General features: G+C 48.2%; 19 protein-coding genes. 15 read left to right on the forward strand and 4 right to left on the reverse strand.

The window, feature by feature from the left end:
* Positions 1-199 precede the first annotated feature (199 nt).
* The 15 genes from LQV63_RS13960 (at position 200) to LQV63_RS14030 (ending at position 10919) form a co-directional block, all read left to right on the forward strand.
* Entirely contained in the window at positions 200-751 is a 552-nt protein-coding gene (locus LQV63_RS13960; RefSeq protein WP_233697180.1) for a DUF402 domain-containing protein, read from the forward strand.
* A 209-nt stretch (positions 752-960) separates the two neighbouring features.
* Entirely contained in the window at positions 961-1512 is a 552-nt protein-coding gene (locus tag LQV63_RS13965; protein WP_233697181.1) for a hypothetical protein, read from the forward strand.
* 17 nt (positions 1513-1529) lie between these two features.
* Positions 1530-1988: a GNAT family N-acetyltransferase gene (locus LQV63_RS13970; RefSeq protein WP_233697182.1), complete on the forward strand. Its 459-nt coding sequence runs from the start codon at positions 1530-1532 to the stop codon at positions 1986-1988.
* Positions 1988-2548: a GrpB family protein gene (locus LQV63_RS13975; RefSeq protein ID WP_233697183.1), complete on the forward strand. Its 561-nt coding sequence runs from the start codon at positions 1988-1990 to the stop codon at positions 2546-2548. Before LQV63_RS13970 ends, LQV63_RS13975 begins: the two co-directional genes overlap by 1 nt.
* 5 nt (positions 2549-2553) lie before the next feature.
* Positions 2554-2724, forward strand: a complete 171-nt coding sequence (locus tag LQV63_RS13980) for a hypothetical protein (RefSeq protein ID WP_233697184.1) — start codon at positions 2554-2556, stop codon at positions 2722-2724.
* A gap of 29 nt (positions 2725-2753) precedes the next feature.
* On the forward strand, positions 2754-3701 hold the full coding sequence (locus LQV63_RS13985) for a 5'-nucleotidase (RefSeq protein ID WP_019424135.1): 948 nt from the start codon (positions 2754-2756) through the stop codon (positions 3699-3701).
* A 260-nt stretch (positions 3702-3961) separates the two neighbouring features.
* Positions 3962-5212 carry a hypothetical protein gene (locus LQV63_RS13990; RefSeq protein WP_233697185.1) on the forward strand — a complete coding sequence of 417 codons (1251 nt, stop codon included), beginning with the start codon at positions 3962-3964 and terminating at the stop codon, positions 5210-5212.
* Positions 5213-5272: 60 nt separating this feature from the next.
* The gene (locus LQV63_RS13995; protein ID WP_233697186.1) at positions 5273-5980 is read left to right on the forward strand and encodes an ABC transporter ATP-binding protein; all 708 of its coding nucleotides are present in this window, start codon (positions 5273-5275) and stop codon (positions 5978-5980) included.
* A gap of 221 nt (positions 5981-6201) precedes the next feature.
* Positions 6202-6453 (forward strand): DUF2164 domain-containing protein, encoded by a 252-nt coding sequence (locus tag LQV63_RS14000; protein ID WP_233697187.1) that lies wholly within the window; start codon positions 6202-6204, stop codon positions 6451-6453.
* 52 nt (positions 6454-6505) lie between these two features.
* The gene (locus tag LQV63_RS14005) at positions 6506-7021 is read left to right on the forward strand and encodes a GNAT family N-acetyltransferase (protein WP_233697188.1); all 516 of its coding nucleotides are present in this window, start codon (positions 6506-6508) and stop codon (positions 7019-7021) included.
* 154 nt (positions 7022-7175) lie between these two features.
* Complete coding sequence (locus tag LQV63_RS14010; RefSeq protein WP_233697189.1) at positions 7176-8021, forward strand: class I SAM-dependent methyltransferase; 846 nt, start codon at positions 7176-7178, stop codon at positions 8019-8021.
* 45 nt (positions 8022-8066) lie between these two features.
* Positions 8067-8879 carry a class I SAM-dependent methyltransferase gene (locus LQV63_RS14015; RefSeq protein WP_407672921.1) on the forward strand — a complete coding sequence of 271 codons (813 nt, stop codon included), beginning with the start codon at positions 8067-8069 and terminating at the stop codon, positions 8877-8879.
* A 50-nt stretch (positions 8880-8929) separates the two neighbouring features.
* A complete protein-coding gene (locus LQV63_RS14020; RefSeq protein ID WP_233697190.1) occupies positions 8930-9217 on the forward strand; it encodes a hypothetical protein in 288 nt (95 codons plus the stop codon).
* A gap of 68 nt (positions 9218-9285) precedes the next feature.
* A complete protein-coding gene (locus LQV63_RS14025) occupies positions 9286-9744 on the forward strand; it encodes a GNAT family N-acetyltransferase (protein WP_019424127.1) in 459 nt (152 codons plus the stop codon).
* Positions 9745-9848: 104 nt separating this feature from the next.
* Positions 9849-10919, forward strand: coding sequence for an acyl-CoA dehydrogenase family protein (locus LQV63_RS14030; RefSeq protein ID WP_233697191.1), 1071 nt, complete (start codon positions 9849-9851; stop codon positions 10917-10919).
* A gap of 69 nt (positions 10920-10988) precedes the next feature.
* On the opposite strand, the gene LQV63_RS14035 is transcribed toward LQV63_RS14030, so the two are convergent.
* The 4 genes from LQV63_RS14035 to LQV63_RS14050 are packed head-to-tail and all read right to left on the reverse strand — an operon-like array spanning position 10989 to position 14844.
* Positions 10989-11948 (reverse strand): ABC transporter ATP-binding protein, encoded by a 960-nt coding sequence (locus LQV63_RS14035; protein ID WP_233697192.1) that lies wholly within the window; start codon positions 11946-11948, stop codon positions 10989-10991.
* Positions 11945-12937 (reverse strand): ABC transporter ATP-binding protein, encoded by a 993-nt coding sequence (locus tag LQV63_RS14040; RefSeq protein WP_019424124.1) that lies wholly within the window; start codon positions 12935-12937, stop codon positions 11945-11947. The genes LQV63_RS14035 and LQV63_RS14040 overlap by 4 nt, the downstream gene beginning before the upstream one ends.
* Before the next feature lie 21 nt (positions 12938-12958).
* Entirely contained in the window at positions 12959-13909 is a 951-nt protein-coding gene (locus LQV63_RS14045) for an ABC transporter permease (RefSeq protein ID WP_019424123.1), read from the reverse strand.
* Positions 13906-14844 (reverse strand): ABC transporter permease, encoded by a 939-nt coding sequence (locus LQV63_RS14050; protein WP_019424122.1) that lies wholly within the window; start codon positions 14842-14844, stop codon positions 13906-13908. Before LQV63_RS14050 ends, LQV63_RS14045 begins: the two co-directional genes overlap by 4 nt.
* Positions 14845-14902 lie beyond the last annotated feature (58 nt).

Raw genomic sequence — 14902 nt, forward strand, 5'->3', positions numbered from 1 at the left:
CCCCTTCTGAACGAGAGGGAGAATGGAGAGATGTACTTGGCAGCGTATCGTTATTGGCTGGAAATGTGATCTTTTTTTACGGATTTTTGCTGAATAAAGCGTTATAATAGAAAGGAATTAATTGGTTGAAATTGATTGTTCACAAAATGAAACGTTCGCGCAGCAAGGACTGAATCAAGCGTAAAGAAGGGCTGGCCGTATGAAGAGAAAATATGCAGATCGCGGTGATTGGAAACGAATTTTATCGAAAGACTTTGCATTGACCTATGTTGAGGACACCCATTTCACCGGCCATGTCTCTCTCATTAAATTCAATTCCGTTCGGGCACCGCTTGTTAAGGAAATGGGCGGAACAAAGATACCTCTCGTGAACACAGGATATTATTGGATGCAGCATTTCCCTCTGCACGCCCACTATTCGGTCACGACTATGTTCAATGATCAGGAAAAAATCGTGCAATGGTATATTGATATATGCGAACATGTCGACGTGGATCAACGCGGGATTCCGTATTATGATGACTTGTATTTGGATGTGGTATTGTTGCCCTCTGGACAAGTTTTCCTGCTGGATGAGAATGAATTGGAGGAGGCCCTCGAATGGGGCCGAATTTCGAAGTCGCAATATGACCTAGCAGTTGCCGAGGCGAGCCGTTTCATTTCTCGTGTGAAGGAACATCCAGTCATCCTTAAAGGGATGGATTATTTCCGTATGATGAAGCCGCGTCTTCGTACTTCTCAAGAAGGGTGATGCTTCCACTTTCTCCAACCGCCTCATTCTGTCGCTGATGCGATATCATTTTCTATATTCTATTCATCCGCGACATTGCTCATCCTGCTGTCTTTGATCAACGTTTACATGTCAGGATGCTCCCCCAATAAGAAACGGCGCGATTATGAAACATTTTCCTGCTTTATTTCGTACAGGTTACATAGGTAAAACTCCAGGAGGGATATTCGTTGAAGCGTACCCCGACAAGATTACCGTTCGCCTGCATTTTAATGATGACTGTCGTCATGTTTGGGCTCTCGTTTCTATTTGCGGCTCCCGTCTCCGCCTGCTCCTGCGCGGCGAGCCCGAGCATCGAGGATGCCAAGCGAGATGCAGCGGCTGTGTTCGCTGGCAAGGTGACCCATGTGAGCCGCAGTTGGACCAAAATGACTTTTTCTACTGCAGATCCTGTGAAAGTTTCTTTTCAAGTGAAGCGCGTATGGAAAGGAAATGTTCCATCCAATGCCAAAGTCGTCACCGCGCTGTCCTCAGCAAGCTGCGGATACGAATTTGAACCCGGAAAAGAGTATCTTGTATATGCTTATCATAGTGATGGGAAATACATGACGCATCTGTGCACTCGTACTGCTCCGCTTGAAGATGCAGCGGAGGATATTCAAGTGCTTGGCAAAGGAAGGAACGTCAACTCCTCTTATTCTGCTCTTCTGTTCCTTGCGGCGGTTGCTATTGGAATCAATTGTATGACTACGATTCGAAGGAAGAACAGGAATGAGGAATAAATGTAAGGAGGGAGATCATGGAACAAAAAAATATATCATTAGTGGATGTGACGGTGGACAACTGGAAGAACTGCATTCAGCTTTCTCCGAAAGAGGAGCAGAGAAACTTCGTTGCTTCGAATCTGTATTCCATCGCTCAATCGAAGGTGGAACCTAATTTGAAGCCGTGTGCAATCTATGCAGAAGATACGATGACAGGCTTCGTCATGTTCGATACGGTTCCGTACCCTGATGATGGCTGCCATTGGATTATGCGCTTCATGATCGATGCCGCTTACCAAGGACAAGGCTATGGAACAGCGGCATTGCTAACCGTAATCGACACGCTGAAGCAGGATTACAAGGCGACCGCCATTCGCATTTCATACGTGCCGGATAATACGGTGGCCCGTGAGTTGTATGTGAAGCTAGGCTTTCGTGATACCGGAGAGAAGGATGGGGAGGAAATTATACTGCAGTTGGGGGCGCAAATCTAGTGAATGCGTATGAAGTGCAGATTATGCCTTGTCAGACACAGTGGCCCGCCCAATTTGAACGCATTGCTACTCCGATACGCAGGTCGTTGCAGGATATTGCTGTCCGGGTGGAGCATATCGGTTCCACCTCCATACCGGGATGTGCGGCGAAGCCTATCATCGACATTCAAATCTCGGTAACCGATTTACAATCACTAGAGGGCTATGTCCATCCTCTACGGGAGCTGGGGTGGATGCATCGGGCGGACAATCCGGATTTGACCAAGCGCTTTTTTAGAGAATCACCCGGATGCGAGCGCACGCACATCCATGTCAGACAAGCGGGGAGCTGGTCTGAGCAGTTCGCCTTGCTGTTCCGCGATTATCTTCGCTGCCATCCTGAAGAGCGCGATGCCTATGCGGATATGAAGCTGCGTCTGGCGGAGCAGTACCGTCACGATCGCCACGGCTACACAGATGCCAAGTCACCGTTTATATGGAGCGTTATGCAAAAGGCATCCGAGTGGAGCCAGCTTACAGGTTGGAGCACAGGGCGGGGGACGGATCAAGGAAGGAGCTGATATTCATGAATCACATGAGCTATATGCTTATGTCATTGTTCATTCAACTGTTCTATGTTGTCACCATTATTGTAGGGATCTACATCGCCTATTTGGTTATCAAGCTGCTGCGACGGGCTATACAAGCGTTGGACTTATACATTTTGGATAAGAAACGTACACTGATGATTCGCTAAAGTAAGGGAGAAAGGGGGCCCGACATGGAATGGCTTATGATATTTCACACAAATTCGTCGTCGCGGTCGCTTCGAGCGCGTTATTCGATTTGAGTCAGGCGGATCAAGTATTTCGGGCTCAGGGAGAAGAAGAGTACCGCAAATATCAGCGGGAACATGAGCAAGAGCCGTTCCTTCCAGGCGTAGCCTTTCCGCTCGTGCGGAGGCTGCTTGGGATTAACGGAAATTCATCGAATGATCAGCATGTTGAAGTAGTGCTATTATCCCGGAACGATCCGGATACCGGACTCCGTGTATTTAAATCGATTGAGCACCATGGCTTGCCCATTTCACGGGCGGCATTTGTCACGGGAAGCAATCCGTTCGTTTACATGGAAGCATTCAACGCATCGCTCTTTCTGTCAGGCAATCCTGAAGATGTACGGGAAGCGGTTGCTAGCGGGCTCCCTGCGGGATGTGTATATCCGACCGAGTACATAGATGATGAGGAAGAACCCGAGCTGCGCATCGCTTTTGATTTCGATGGCATTATTGCCGATGATTCCGCAGAAGCGGTCTATCAGAAGGGCGGTAAGCTCCAGGCGTTCCATCGGCATGAGCAGCAGTTCGCGAATGAGCCGCTTCCACCAGGACCGTTATTGAAATTTTTCAAGGAAATTGCAAGGTTGCAGCAATTTGAGCGTAATAAGAGAGAGCAGGATGCGGAATACCGGCCGCGCATTCGCATAGCAATCGTAACCGCGCGCAATGCGCCTGCCCATGAGCGTGTTATTTCTACGTTGCGGCAGCTGGGAATTCAAGTGGATGAAGCTTTCTTTCTAGGTGGCATTGACAAAGGACGCGTCCTCAAAATATTCAAGCCGCACATTTTCTTTGATGATCAACTGGGACATATCGAAGGCGTCGCTCGTATTGCTCCGTCTGTTCATGTTCCGTTTGGTGTGGCCAATCAAGAACTGACAATGACTACATCCTAACTTAGAAAAGAGGAAAGACATGTTACGGTGCTGTCCGAATCGACGTGGACGATATACCGGGATTTCAAGGGGATTATTTCGATATTACCGATTGACCTGTGATGGCTGTAGATAATGAAGGCACATATAATACCTGCAGTTCCACCGAGCAGATCGAAATACGTATCTTGATCTACACTTAAAGTTTTAGATTGTCAAGAAGGTTGTCACGATGGTTCTCGTAAATTCAAACGTGTGTCTTGTTGGGAGAAGGAGACATAATGACAAGTTTTCAATTGTATAGACAAGTGTATGTTTGTCGATTGAAGAATGTATCACGGCGCGATGTTTTGTTATTCTCGCTGATCCTTTTCTTACTCCCTAAAGGAGCAGATCAATTAACTGCACTCTTATACTCCAATTACATAGAATTTGTTGACATGCTGCTTGGATACTGGCTTATTGGTTTTTTTTCGGGGCTGAGTCTGTTTGCTTCTAGTTATAAAGTAGAGGAAGTACGATTTTTATGGTCATTAGGGCAGAAGCATACCTTTTTAACCACTTATGCATTTCTTAAAAAGATGCCTTTTTTGTTGCTGCTTGTATGGATAACCGTCGGCCAGCTATTGTGGAATCCAGCACAGATAGACGTGTGGCAATGGTTGGTGATGATGGTTGCCGGTTTCTCCTATGCTGAACTGGTTGGATATTCCTATCTCTTAAAACGAATTCGGTATTTGTTAATTTCGACGTTGATGCTAGCAATCAACTTGTGGGCTGTTTTTGCGCAATTCAACCCGACTGGACGTATTACCTGCTTGCTATTGTTAACGGTCATCATTTTAGCCTTAACATTTTGGGTTGCACAACAAGCTTGGCCTAAAGTGTTAAGTTTTCATTTTTTTGTAACGGATCATCATCAGACACGCTGGCTGTCGAAGCATCCATTACTTAAAAAGGAACTTCTATTTATTATCCGCTTTAGAGATGTTTTTCCGTTTGTCGTTTGCGTGTTTGCGCTTGAATTGCTCAATTATTACATCGTAGCAGAGACCCCTGTTTTTTTGCCCATAAGCTCAGCTCTGCTTATTTGGTTTGTCAATGATATTTGGACAGTTAGAAGCTTTGCTTATGAAGGAAGAGGGCTGTCGTTATATACCGTGACGTTCTATGCTTGGCGTAAAATGCTGTCTGCGAAATGGTTCGTATGTTGGGGACTCGGTACAAGCATTGCGGCTATTAATCAGCTTGTGTGGGGGCTCGTGTTAGAAGAACTTGCTTGGGATAAATGGCTTGAGCAATTGGTGCAGAGCGCATTTCTTTCTGCAACGATGGTCAGCTTTGGTTTATTGGCAGGATACAGATTTACGGTTCGTGAACGAATCCCTTTTTTTAGCAATCTCATTATTGCACTAGGCATGATATTTCTCGTATATTTGCATCAAACTCAATTTGTCCTCTTTGTTATTGCTACTGTCATCATCCATATGCGTTTTGTTAGGTTTTATCGACGAGTACCGAATGATATTTGACGGTGAATTGTCAAAAAGGGGAACACCACCACCATTTTTTCAAGGAGTGGACTGTATATCATGAACAATAAAGAGACTATATCCTTGCAATTAAATCAAATTTGCTATACATATGGTTCCAAAGAAATTCTTCACGAGATAGATTGTACCTTTTATTCGGGGCAAATAACCGTTCTGCTTGGACCTAACGGAGCGGGTAAAACCACTTTATTGAACTTAATTGCAGGGCTTAACCAACCACAGCAAGGAACAATTTCTCTAAATCATCATGTTTTACAGTGGCAAGATCAACGTTACAAACAACGTATTGGATACTTGATGGAGTTTCCTTTCTATTATCCATCACTTACGGTCGTAGAGATGATGAGATTGAACGGTGGTCTGCGTAACATACAGAGGGGGCAACTTGAAGACCGTATTATGCACTGGCTTGAACGATTCGAATTGCAAGTTTATCACAATCACCAGATGGATGCATTATCTCAAGGAACCAAAAAAAGAGTAGCCCTTGCATCAACGCTTCTTCACGAGCCGGACATTCTCATTTTAGACGAACCGACGAACGGTCTTGACCCCGATCAGGTCATGATCGTCCGGAACACGCTGCAGGAGTACAGCGAGAATGGCGCCCTTATTTTATTATCAACACATATTATCGGATTGGCAGAAAAGTTAGCTCAGCAGGTTGCTATTTTACGAAACGGTCAACTCGTGTATTGTGGTGACTCGACAGAAGATTTGGAAGGTTTATATGTCGCACACAGATAATTGGGCTTGCTGAATAATAAATATCTCGGTAATCATCCTTTTTGTTTGGTTTGGTGTATTTAGATCTGACAGAAACGCGGTTCAATATGGTAGACTAGAATAAACTATAGGAAACCTTTAAATTGTCTTAATCAAAAAAATGAACATTCATCATAGTATAGTATCTGTTTTAGTGAGAAAACTGCAGCGGGAGCATAACCCGGAGAAGGAGGAACAACGTCTTGATTCCGATCAAACTTCCAAGAGAACAGAAGAAAGAGCTGGTAGAGCAGATCAAGAGTTATTTTGACGAACGCGGCGAAGCGATGGGCGACATTGCTGCCGAACAGACTGTCGATGATATGCTGGCGATGCTTGGCCCCATCATTTATAATCAAGCGCTGGAAGACGCGAGAAAGCTGTTGACCGAGCGTATGATGAACTTGGAAGATGACCTGTATGCGCTACATAAACCGATAAATGACAGGAGATAACGACACGATAGCCACACAATTACACTGTGGTCGGAACGGAAGGTGAGGTTGCATGAACATTCGTTCTGCGGAAGTGAAAGATGCGGCCAATATTGCCCGTGTGCATGTGGAAAGCTGGCGTACGACGTATCAGGGTCTTGTGTCTGATGAATATTTAAGTGGACTGTCCATTGAATCGCGACATAATTTGTGGGCGCATGCCATTGAACAGCTGACTCCGGACAAATGCTTGTTGGTCGTGGAGGATTCGGATGGCCTGGTTGTCGGGTTTGCCATGGGAGGTCCCAGCCGCAGCGAGGAATATACCGATCGTGCGGAGCTGTATGCTCTATACTTGTTGCAGCAGGTACAGGGTCAAGGCTTGGGAAGGCAGTTGGTGCAGGCGATTGCCAGCTGTATGCACGGAGACGGATTCAACAGCATGCTCGTATGGGTGCTAAAAGGAAACGACGCACTCCATTTCTATCGTCGCACCGGCGCGGAAGTCATCGGTGATACGGAAATTGAAATCGGGGGAGAACGTCACACGGAAATCGCTTTGCAATGGAATGATCTGAAAGCAATATAAAAGTAGGCTTGGTCTGTAGCTTTCTTTAGCGATCAGACTATATCGTATATGTAAGCGTCATCAACGGAAGGAACGGACATCATGCGGTGAAGAAAGGATACACGGAAGGAACGGAGTTTATTCTGGAGAAGCTTCCTTGCGTGGTGGTGATCATATGACGGATAACCCTACAGAAGAGATGGAGCAAATTATGGCGTGCTACAATCAAGGCTTGGAGAAGAGCAGGCTGTCACGCGGTATTGAAAAGCTTGAGCTTGAACGGTCTAAAGAAATTATTTCCCGCTATATCCAAGGCAGCGGGCTCGTAATCTATGATATCGGGGGCGGAGCTGGAGTCTATTCTGGTTGGCTGGCCGAGCAAGGACACGAGGTGCATCTGTTCGATCTGGCTTCCAGATCGGCAGATATGGCAGCCGAGCTTAATCAGCAGCTTACCCGTCCTATCCAAAGCATTGAAGTCGCGGATGCGCGTCAGATTGCGAGAGCGGATAAGTCTGCTGATGCCGTGTTGTTAATGGGGCCGTTGTATCATTTGACAGAACGAGAGGATCGCATTGCGGCGCTAGCGGAAGCGAAACGCTTGCTCAAGGACGGCGGTATCCTAATTGCTGCAGCCATTACGCGCTATGGGGCGATGCTCTATGGCTTGTCTGTGTACGGCAGAGATAATCAACTCATTAACGAGGATGACTTCATGTTCATGATTGAACGTGAAATAAGCGAAGGCCAGCACGTGCGACCAGATAAGTATCCAGGGTTTATCGCCCGATCTTATTTTCATCTGCCGAACGAATTGCAAGAAGAAATGGAAGCAGTGGGGTTGGAGCATTTGCAAACGTTAGCAGTGGAGGGCCCGGTCTGGATAATTCCAACCTTCGAGGAGAAGTGGTCTGACGAATCCAGCCGCAATCGCCTAATCCAATTAAGCCGGCAGGTCGAAGAAGAGAACAGCATTATGGGAATGAGTCCACATATTATTTCGGTAGCGGTTAAACGGTAAACATCGTATTTCATACGTACTGAAATAGCAGAAGGAGGCAGGAATATGAGGTCAACAGACGCAGATGAGGATGCTATGCATTGGCTGGATGAGCCGTCCTTTGAACACGTCCTTGCAAATGATGAACAAGCATTCTCCGGTTGGGATTTCTCCTATTTGACGCAAAAAGGAAGAATGCAAGAATGTCCTGTACGTTGGAACTATACAAGTATGGTCGAGAGACTGATGCGCAGAAGCCAAGCGATGCTCGATATGGGAACCGGAGGCGGCGAATTCCTCGCTTCCATGCAGCCGCTGCCTGTGCATACGTGCGCAACCGAAGGCTATCCGCCTAATGTTGCCGTCGCGAGAAGCCGCTTGGAACCGCTTGGGGTACAGGTGTTGCCGTTCGATGACGAGGAGCGGCTGCCCTTCGCTGATGCGCAGTTCGATCTGGTGGTGAACCGGCATGAATCCTTTTCAGCGCGTGAGTTATGGCGGATCTTAAAGCCGGGCGGCATCTTCCTGACGCAGCAAGTCGGTGGAGATAATGATAAGGAAATGAATGAGGCTATGCGCGTTCCGCCGTTCGATTACGCCGCTTGGAGTTGTGAGGCTGCTAGAGCACAGCTTGAAGAAGCCGGATTCACGGTACTGAAGCAGGATGAAGAACGAACGTTTACTCGCTTTTATGATCTGGGAGCGATCGTATTTTACTTGAAGGCCATTCCTTGGCAAATTCCTGAATTTTCGATTGAAGCCTATAGAGAACCGCTGGAACAATTGCACGAACGGATGTCACGCACAGGATATTTCGATGCGACGTGCCACCGCTTTTATATAGTTGCCAGAAAAGAAGCGCCGCTTCAAGCGACGTAATTCAGCATTGGGATGATGAACATGATATTTTGAACAAGTAGGTGATTTACATGGCAACAGCATTATGCTACAGGCTGCAGGAAATGAAAGGTTCAAGCGCGTTGTATGCTTATGGGCAAGCGCTTGACGACATGGCTGGCCTGTTCGAAATTGACTTGGATCAACACCACGCCATGATGGCACGAGGGGAAAGTCCCGCAATTGAAGATACCATTTATTTGATAACAAAATGTCCGCACGATGAGAATTTCTTTGCCGGCATTCGCGTGTTTTTTCATATTTACAAACATTATTTGGAACACGGGATATATGCTGAAGAAGGATGCCGGACAGCTTAAATCACATTATAATTGGCCGAACGCAGGTACAGAAGTGACGGTGCCTCGTTCGAGAGGAGAATGAAATGATGACAGTGCAAATTACAACAATCGAGAACAACCGCGACATTCCGATGGAGCTGCTGCTGCTTGCAGATCCCGAAGAAACAGCGGTATACAGTTATCTGGATCGAAGCCATGGCTTTGTTATAAAAGATCAAGGGGAGACGAAGGGAGCAATACTGCTGCTGCCGACGCGTCCACATACGCTTGAGCTGGTGAACGTGGCGGTGGATGAAGCGTGGCAAGGCCGGGGATACGGCAAGCGTCTTGTTATGCATGCCATACATGCTGCGAAGGAGCTGGGGTATCACGTGCTCGAAGTGGGGACGGGCAATTCCAGCCTGGACCAGCTTGCTTTATATCAAAAGTGCGGGTTTCGCATTTGCGGCGTAGATCCTGATTTCTTCACGATTCATTACGAGGAGCCGATTGAAGAAAATGGTATTCCATGCCGGGACATGATCCGATTGCGCCTTCAACTGTAACTTATATTATAATAAATATTAGATTTGGATTGAGCTCTTTCCATGTAGTTGCGGAAAGACCAATCCTTTTTCGCATGTGGTAGAGAGATTGGAGATGGATGAAGATGACTTTTACGGTAGAAGAGATTGAGACGATACGCAGCCAAGCTCTGGCGATGGAGACGTCAGGCAAGCTGCCGCAGATATTTTTGGATTGGATTTATGAACGGGGCCTATTCAAGCTGTTCGTACCAGAACAGCTTGAAGGACATATGACCCCCTTGCCGGAGGCATTGAAGCGGTTCGAACACGCTTCTTGGATTAACGGCAGCTTTGGTTGGCTTATTACTATCGGATCGGGTGGAGGATTTTTTGCGCCGTTCGTATCGCCGTCGGTAGCGCGAGCAGTATTCGCCAGCCCGCAAGCGGTCGTTGCAGGATCGGGACATCCATCCGGAACAGCGCAGAAGGTGGACGGCGGATATATAGTCAGCGGGAGATGGAAATTTTGCAGCGGTTCCACACATGCGACGGTCTTTACGGCCAATTGTACCGTAGATACGGGGGACAGCAGCGAGACACCTCAGATCCGTTCCTTTATTTTTTGGCCGAATCAAGTCGAAATAATAAAAGATTGGAAGGCCTTCGGTCTTAAGGCGACGGAGAGCCATTCCATTGTCGTTAACGAGTTATTCGTTCCCGATGAGTTGACCTTCGATATTAGTCAACCTGCAGGTTCTTATGGCGATCCAGTGTACACGTATCCATTCCTGCCATTTGCTGAAGCTTCGTTTGCGGCTGTAAGCATCGGGCTTAGCCGTCACTTCTTGGATGAAGCGAAGCTCATCCTGGAACGAAATAAGGAAGTATGGGAAAGTTCATCCGTGAATCGCTATGCAGCGGTACAAGCGAAGATCGATAAGATGGATGCACTGCTTGCCCGCTCAGTGACGCAATTCTATGATGTCATTGAGGAATCATGGACACGGCATGTGAACGGTCTACCGCTCTCAGAGGAAGAGAGCATGCGGCTGTCTCGCCAGTGCAAGGAGAGCGGCAGCGTGGCCTTATCATGCGCGGATTCTATCTTCCCTTACATGGGTATTCATGCGGTGATGGAGGATACGACGATAAATCAAATTTTCAGGGACTTGCATACGGTATGTCATCATTCGCTGCTCGTTGCATTTGAATAACCTCTACAAGGCAGAGTATCCTACAGCCTCCCATTCGGGACGCGGATGACTCTGCCTTTGTATTCATAATTATACGAGATGGCAGGCAACGAAGTGGCCCGGCTTCGCTTCGCGGAACGGAGGTTCTGCTTGTGCGCAGCGGTCCGAGGCAAGCGGACAGCGCGTGCGGAAGTGGCAGCCGCTCGGCGGATGGATCGGACTGGGCAGTTCGCCGCTAAGCACAATTCGTTCTTTCTGCGCTTCAATTTCCGGGTCTGGAACCGGTATGGATGACATTAAAGCACGGGTATACGGATGAAGCGGTTCCGCATAAATGCTCTCGCTGTCAGACAGTTCAACCATTTTCCCTAGATACATGACGGCTACCCGATCACTGATATGCTTCACCATGGACAGGTCGTGGGCGATGAACAAATAAGTAAGACCGAACTGCTTCTGCAAATCTTGCAGCAGGTTGACGATCTGCGCTTGAATGGATACGTCGAGCGCTGAAATCGGTTCATCGCAGATGATGAATTTCGGGTCGACGGCAAGCGCGCGCGCAATTCCGATGCGTTGGCGCTGACCGCCTGAGAACTCGTGCGGGTAGCGAGTGGCATGATCCGGGTTGAGCCCGACTAGATCAAGCAAATCCTCCACCCGTTTCTTGCGGGCTGATCGACTGCCGGCAAGACCATGTATATCCAGCGCCTCGCCGATAATATCGGTTATCGTCATGCGCGGATTCAATGAGGCATACGGATCTTGGAATATCATTTGCATCTCGCGCCGCAACGCCTTCATTTGTCCGCGCTTGACCCGATATATGTCCGTGCCGTTATACCTGACTTGTCCTTGTGTAGGCTCATACAAGCGCAAAATAGTGCGGCCTGCGGTCGACTTGCCGCATCCTGATTCACCCACCATGCCTAACGTCTCGCCACGCTGAATCGTAAAGCTGACATCATTTACCGCTTTTAAGATGTTGCCACGGCCAAGATTGAAAAATTTCCGCAGCTGATTCACTTCCAATAGTGCCCCGCCGCTCATTGTGCAACCTCCTTCGCCATCGGATGAAGAAGCCAGCAGTTCGCCTGGTGCGATGCGCTTAAGCTTGTCGCATCCGGATCGTGCGTGATACAAATACGCATCGCTTCATCGCAGCGGGCGCAAAATCCACATCCTGCAGGCGGTTTCAACAGATCGGGCGGTGTCCCATAAATCGGAATGAGTGCTTCGTCCCTCTTCTGATCGAGACGCGGCAGCGAACGGAGCAGCCCCTTCGTATACGGATGCTGCGGGTTTTTGAATATTTCCCATTTTGTCCCAGTCTCGACAATCTTGCCGGCATACATGACGATGACGCGGTCGCATAAATCGGCGACGATGCCCAGATCATGCGTAATCAATATGATCGAGGTGCCGAACTCCCGTTGCAAATCCTTCATGACACGTAATATTTGTGCTTGTATTGTCACATCGAGTGCTGTCGTCGGCTCATCTGCAATTAGGAGTGAAGGCCTGCAGGCAAGCGCGATGGCAATCATGGCCCGCTGCCTCATTCCACCGGAAAATTCGTGCGGATACTGGACGAAGCGCGAAGCGGGATTAGGTATGCCAACCAAAGATAGCATTTCAATCGCACGTTTTTTTGCCTGAGCAGCGCTCAAGTTTTGATGCTTGATTAATACTTCTGAAATTTGACGGCCAATGGTCATCGTCGGATTCAACGACGTCATCGGATCTTGAAAGATCATGCCGATATCTTTGCCGCGAATGGACTGCATTTCCCGCTCTTTTATTTTGAGCAGGTCTTTGCCTTTAAAGCGAATTTCACCATTCTTTACCCGACTGGGCGGACTCGGAAGCAGTCGCAAAATCGACTGGGCGGTTACACTCTTGCCGCAACCCGATTCTCCTACGATAGCTACTGCTTCTCCTTCATTGACATGGAATTGGATTCCTCGAACTGCTTGAACTTCACCTGCACGAACGTGGAATGAGACTTGCAGGTCATTTACTTCCAATATCGGTTGCATTCCTGTCTTCCTCCTCGCCGTCTATTTCTTCATCTTCGGGTCGAGCGCATCGCGCAGACCATCGCCGAACATATTGAATGAGAGCATCGTCAAGCTGATGAACAGCGCCGGGAAGGCGAGACGCCAAGGATAGATGACCATTGCCTTCAAAGAGTCATTAATCATCGTCCCCCACGAAGCGGCTGGCAACTGCACACCTAGGCCGAGGAAGCTTAACACGGCTTCACTGAAGATGGCGCTGGGGACGGCTAGCGTCAATGTCACGATGATCGGTCCGAGCGAGTTCGGGATGAGATGGCGGAACAGAATTCTGGACCCGGCAGCGCCAAGAGAACGGGAAGCAAGCACGAACTCTTGATTTTTCAGCTGCATCATCTGTCCGCGCACGATCCATGCCATGTTAATCCAGCCCGTAACACAGAGTGCCAAAATAATCGTCGTTATGCTCGGTTCAAATACGACGACGAGCAAAATTGCAACGAGCAAGTCAGGAACGGAATAAATGATCTCCGATACTTTATTCATGACATTATCGAGGCGACCGCCTACATACCCCATAATACCGCCATATATGACTCCCATAAGGAGGTTGATGGCTGCGGCCGAAAAACCGACGATAAGGGAAATGCGGGCACCCATCCAAGTGCGGGCGAACATGTCGCGGCCGAGATCGTCCGTGCCGAACCAATGTTCTGCAGACGGAGGCAGGTTCGTCAGCTCCAGGTTATTCGTGTAATAATCGTACGGAGTGATAAAGGGTCCGATAATTGCCATTAAGATAAGCAAAACCAGGCAGACGAGCCCTGTCATTGCAATCCAGTTGCTGCGCAGACGAAGCCAAGCATCACGCCATGCGGATATGCTCTCGCGTTCGATCGCCTCTGCCGCATGTTCGTCAATCGATGTTTTTTTGAAATGGTCAGCTGTTACCGGGATATCTTGCAAGGGATTCCGTTTATTAAAACTAATCATGCCGCTTTCTCCTTTCCATTGCCAAGCTTGATGCGGGGATCAATGAACCCATACGCCAGGTCGGTGAGGAAACGAGCGCTCATCAATATTAATCCGTAAAAAATCGTAATCCCCATAATAAGGGAATAGTCCCGGTTGCTGATGCTGATGACGAATACTTTGCCCAGTCCGCCGATGCCGAAGATCTGTTCAATAATAAAGGAACCCGTCACCACATTGGCAGTCAGTGGCCCAAGATATGTGACGACTGGCAATATGCCGTTGCGCAGGACGTGTCTGCGGACGATGACTCCAGCGGTAAGCCCTTTTGATTTGGCTGTCTTTATGTAGTCGGAATGCAGCACTTCAAGCATGTTGGAGCGTGTCAAGCGGGCGATAAAGGCAATCGGCAGGGCGGATAGCGCTATCGTCGGCAAAACGTAATCCAACGGAGCGTTGAGCCCAACAACCGCGAACCACTTGAGCTTGACCCCGAACAGGTATTGAAAAAAGGAGGCGAGCACAAAACTCGGAACCGATACGCCAATGACGGCAAGCACCATGGAAGACGTATCCAACAGCTTGCGATGGCGCAGCGCGGCCAGCATGCCTAATGACACGCCGACGGCAACGGACACGATGATTGCCACAATGCCGAGACGCAACGAATACGGAAAGGAATCCCGGATCGCTTGCACGACTTCGCGATCTTGCATTTTCATGGAAATGCCCAGATCCCCATGCACCAGCTTGTTCAAGTAAATGAAATATTGTTCATACAACGGCTTGTCCAACCCGTACTGAGCCATTAGGCGGGCTTTGATTTCCGGCGGAACCGCTCTTTCCGACATGAATGGGTCGCCTGGAATGGCCTTCATTAAGAGGAACGTTACTGAAGCAAGAATCCACAGCGACACGACAAGGTAGAATAGCTTAACCAATATATACCGAGTCACATTTCATCAATCCTCCTTCTTTCCATAGGTCCAATGAAAAAATCGGGACACATATGCT

The organism is Paenibacillus profundus, assembly GCF_021369635.1.
Classification (GTDB): domain Bacteria; phylum Bacillota; class Bacilli; order Paenibacillales; family Paenibacillaceae; genus Paenibacillus_B; species Paenibacillus_B profundus.

Bases quoted from the DNA above. Each gene is read 5' to 3' on its own strand.
- LQV63_RS13960 (WP_233697180.1), top strand. From the start codon at position 200: ATGAAGAGAAAATATGCAGATCGCGGTGATTGGAAACGAATTTTATCG.
- LQV63_RS13970 (WP_233697182.1), top strand. From the start codon at position 1,530: ATGGAACAAAAAAATATATCATTAGTGGATGTGACGGTGGACAACTGG.
- LQV63_RS13980 (WP_233697184.1), top strand. From the start codon at position 2,554: ATGAATCACATGAGCTATATGCTTATGTCATTGTTCATTCAACTGTTC.
- LQV63_RS13985 (WP_019424135.1), top strand. From the start codon at position 2,754: ATGGCTTATGATATTTCACACAAATTCGTCGTCGCGGTCGCTTCGAGC.
- LQV63_RS13990 (WP_233697185.1), top strand. From the start codon at position 3,962: ATGACAAGTTTTCAATTGTATAGACAAGTGTATGTTTGTCGATTGAAG.
- LQV63_RS13995 (WP_233697186.1), top strand. From the start codon at position 5,273: ATGAACAATAAAGAGACTATATCCTTGCAATTAAATCAAATTTGCTAT.
- LQV63_RS14005 (WP_233697188.1), top strand. From the start codon at position 6,506: ATGAACATTCGTTCTGCGGAAGTGAAAGATGCGGCCAATATTGCCCGT.
- LQV63_RS14010 (WP_233697189.1), top strand. From the start codon at position 7,176: ATGACGGATAACCCTACAGAAGAGATGGAGCAAATTATGGCGTGCTAC.
- LQV63_RS14015 (WP_407672921.1), top strand. From the start codon at position 8,067: ATGAGGTCAACAGACGCAGATGAGGATGCTATGCATTGGCTGGATGAG.
- LQV63_RS14020 (WP_233697190.1), top strand. From the start codon at position 8,930: ATGGCAACAGCATTATGCTACAGGCTGCAGGAAATGAAAGGTTCAAGC.
- LQV63_RS14025 (WP_019424127.1), top strand. From the start codon at position 9,286: ATGACAGTGCAAATTACAACAATCGAGAACAACCGCGACATTCCGATG.
- LQV63_RS14030 (WP_233697191.1), top strand. From the start codon at position 9,849: ATGACTTTTACGGTAGAAGAGATTGAGACGATACGCAGCCAAGCTCTG.
- LQV63_RS14035 (WP_233697192.1), bottom strand. From the start codon at position 11,948: ATGAGCGGCGGGGCACTATTGGAAGTGAATCAGCTGCGGAAATTTTTC.
- LQV63_RS14040 (WP_019424124.1), bottom strand. From the start codon at position 12,937: ATGCAACCGATATTGGAAGTAAATGACCTGCAAGTCTCATTCCACGTT.
- LQV63_RS14045 (WP_019424123.1), bottom strand. From the start codon at position 13,909: ATGATTAGTTTTAATAAACGGAATCCCTTGCAAGATATCCCGGTAACA.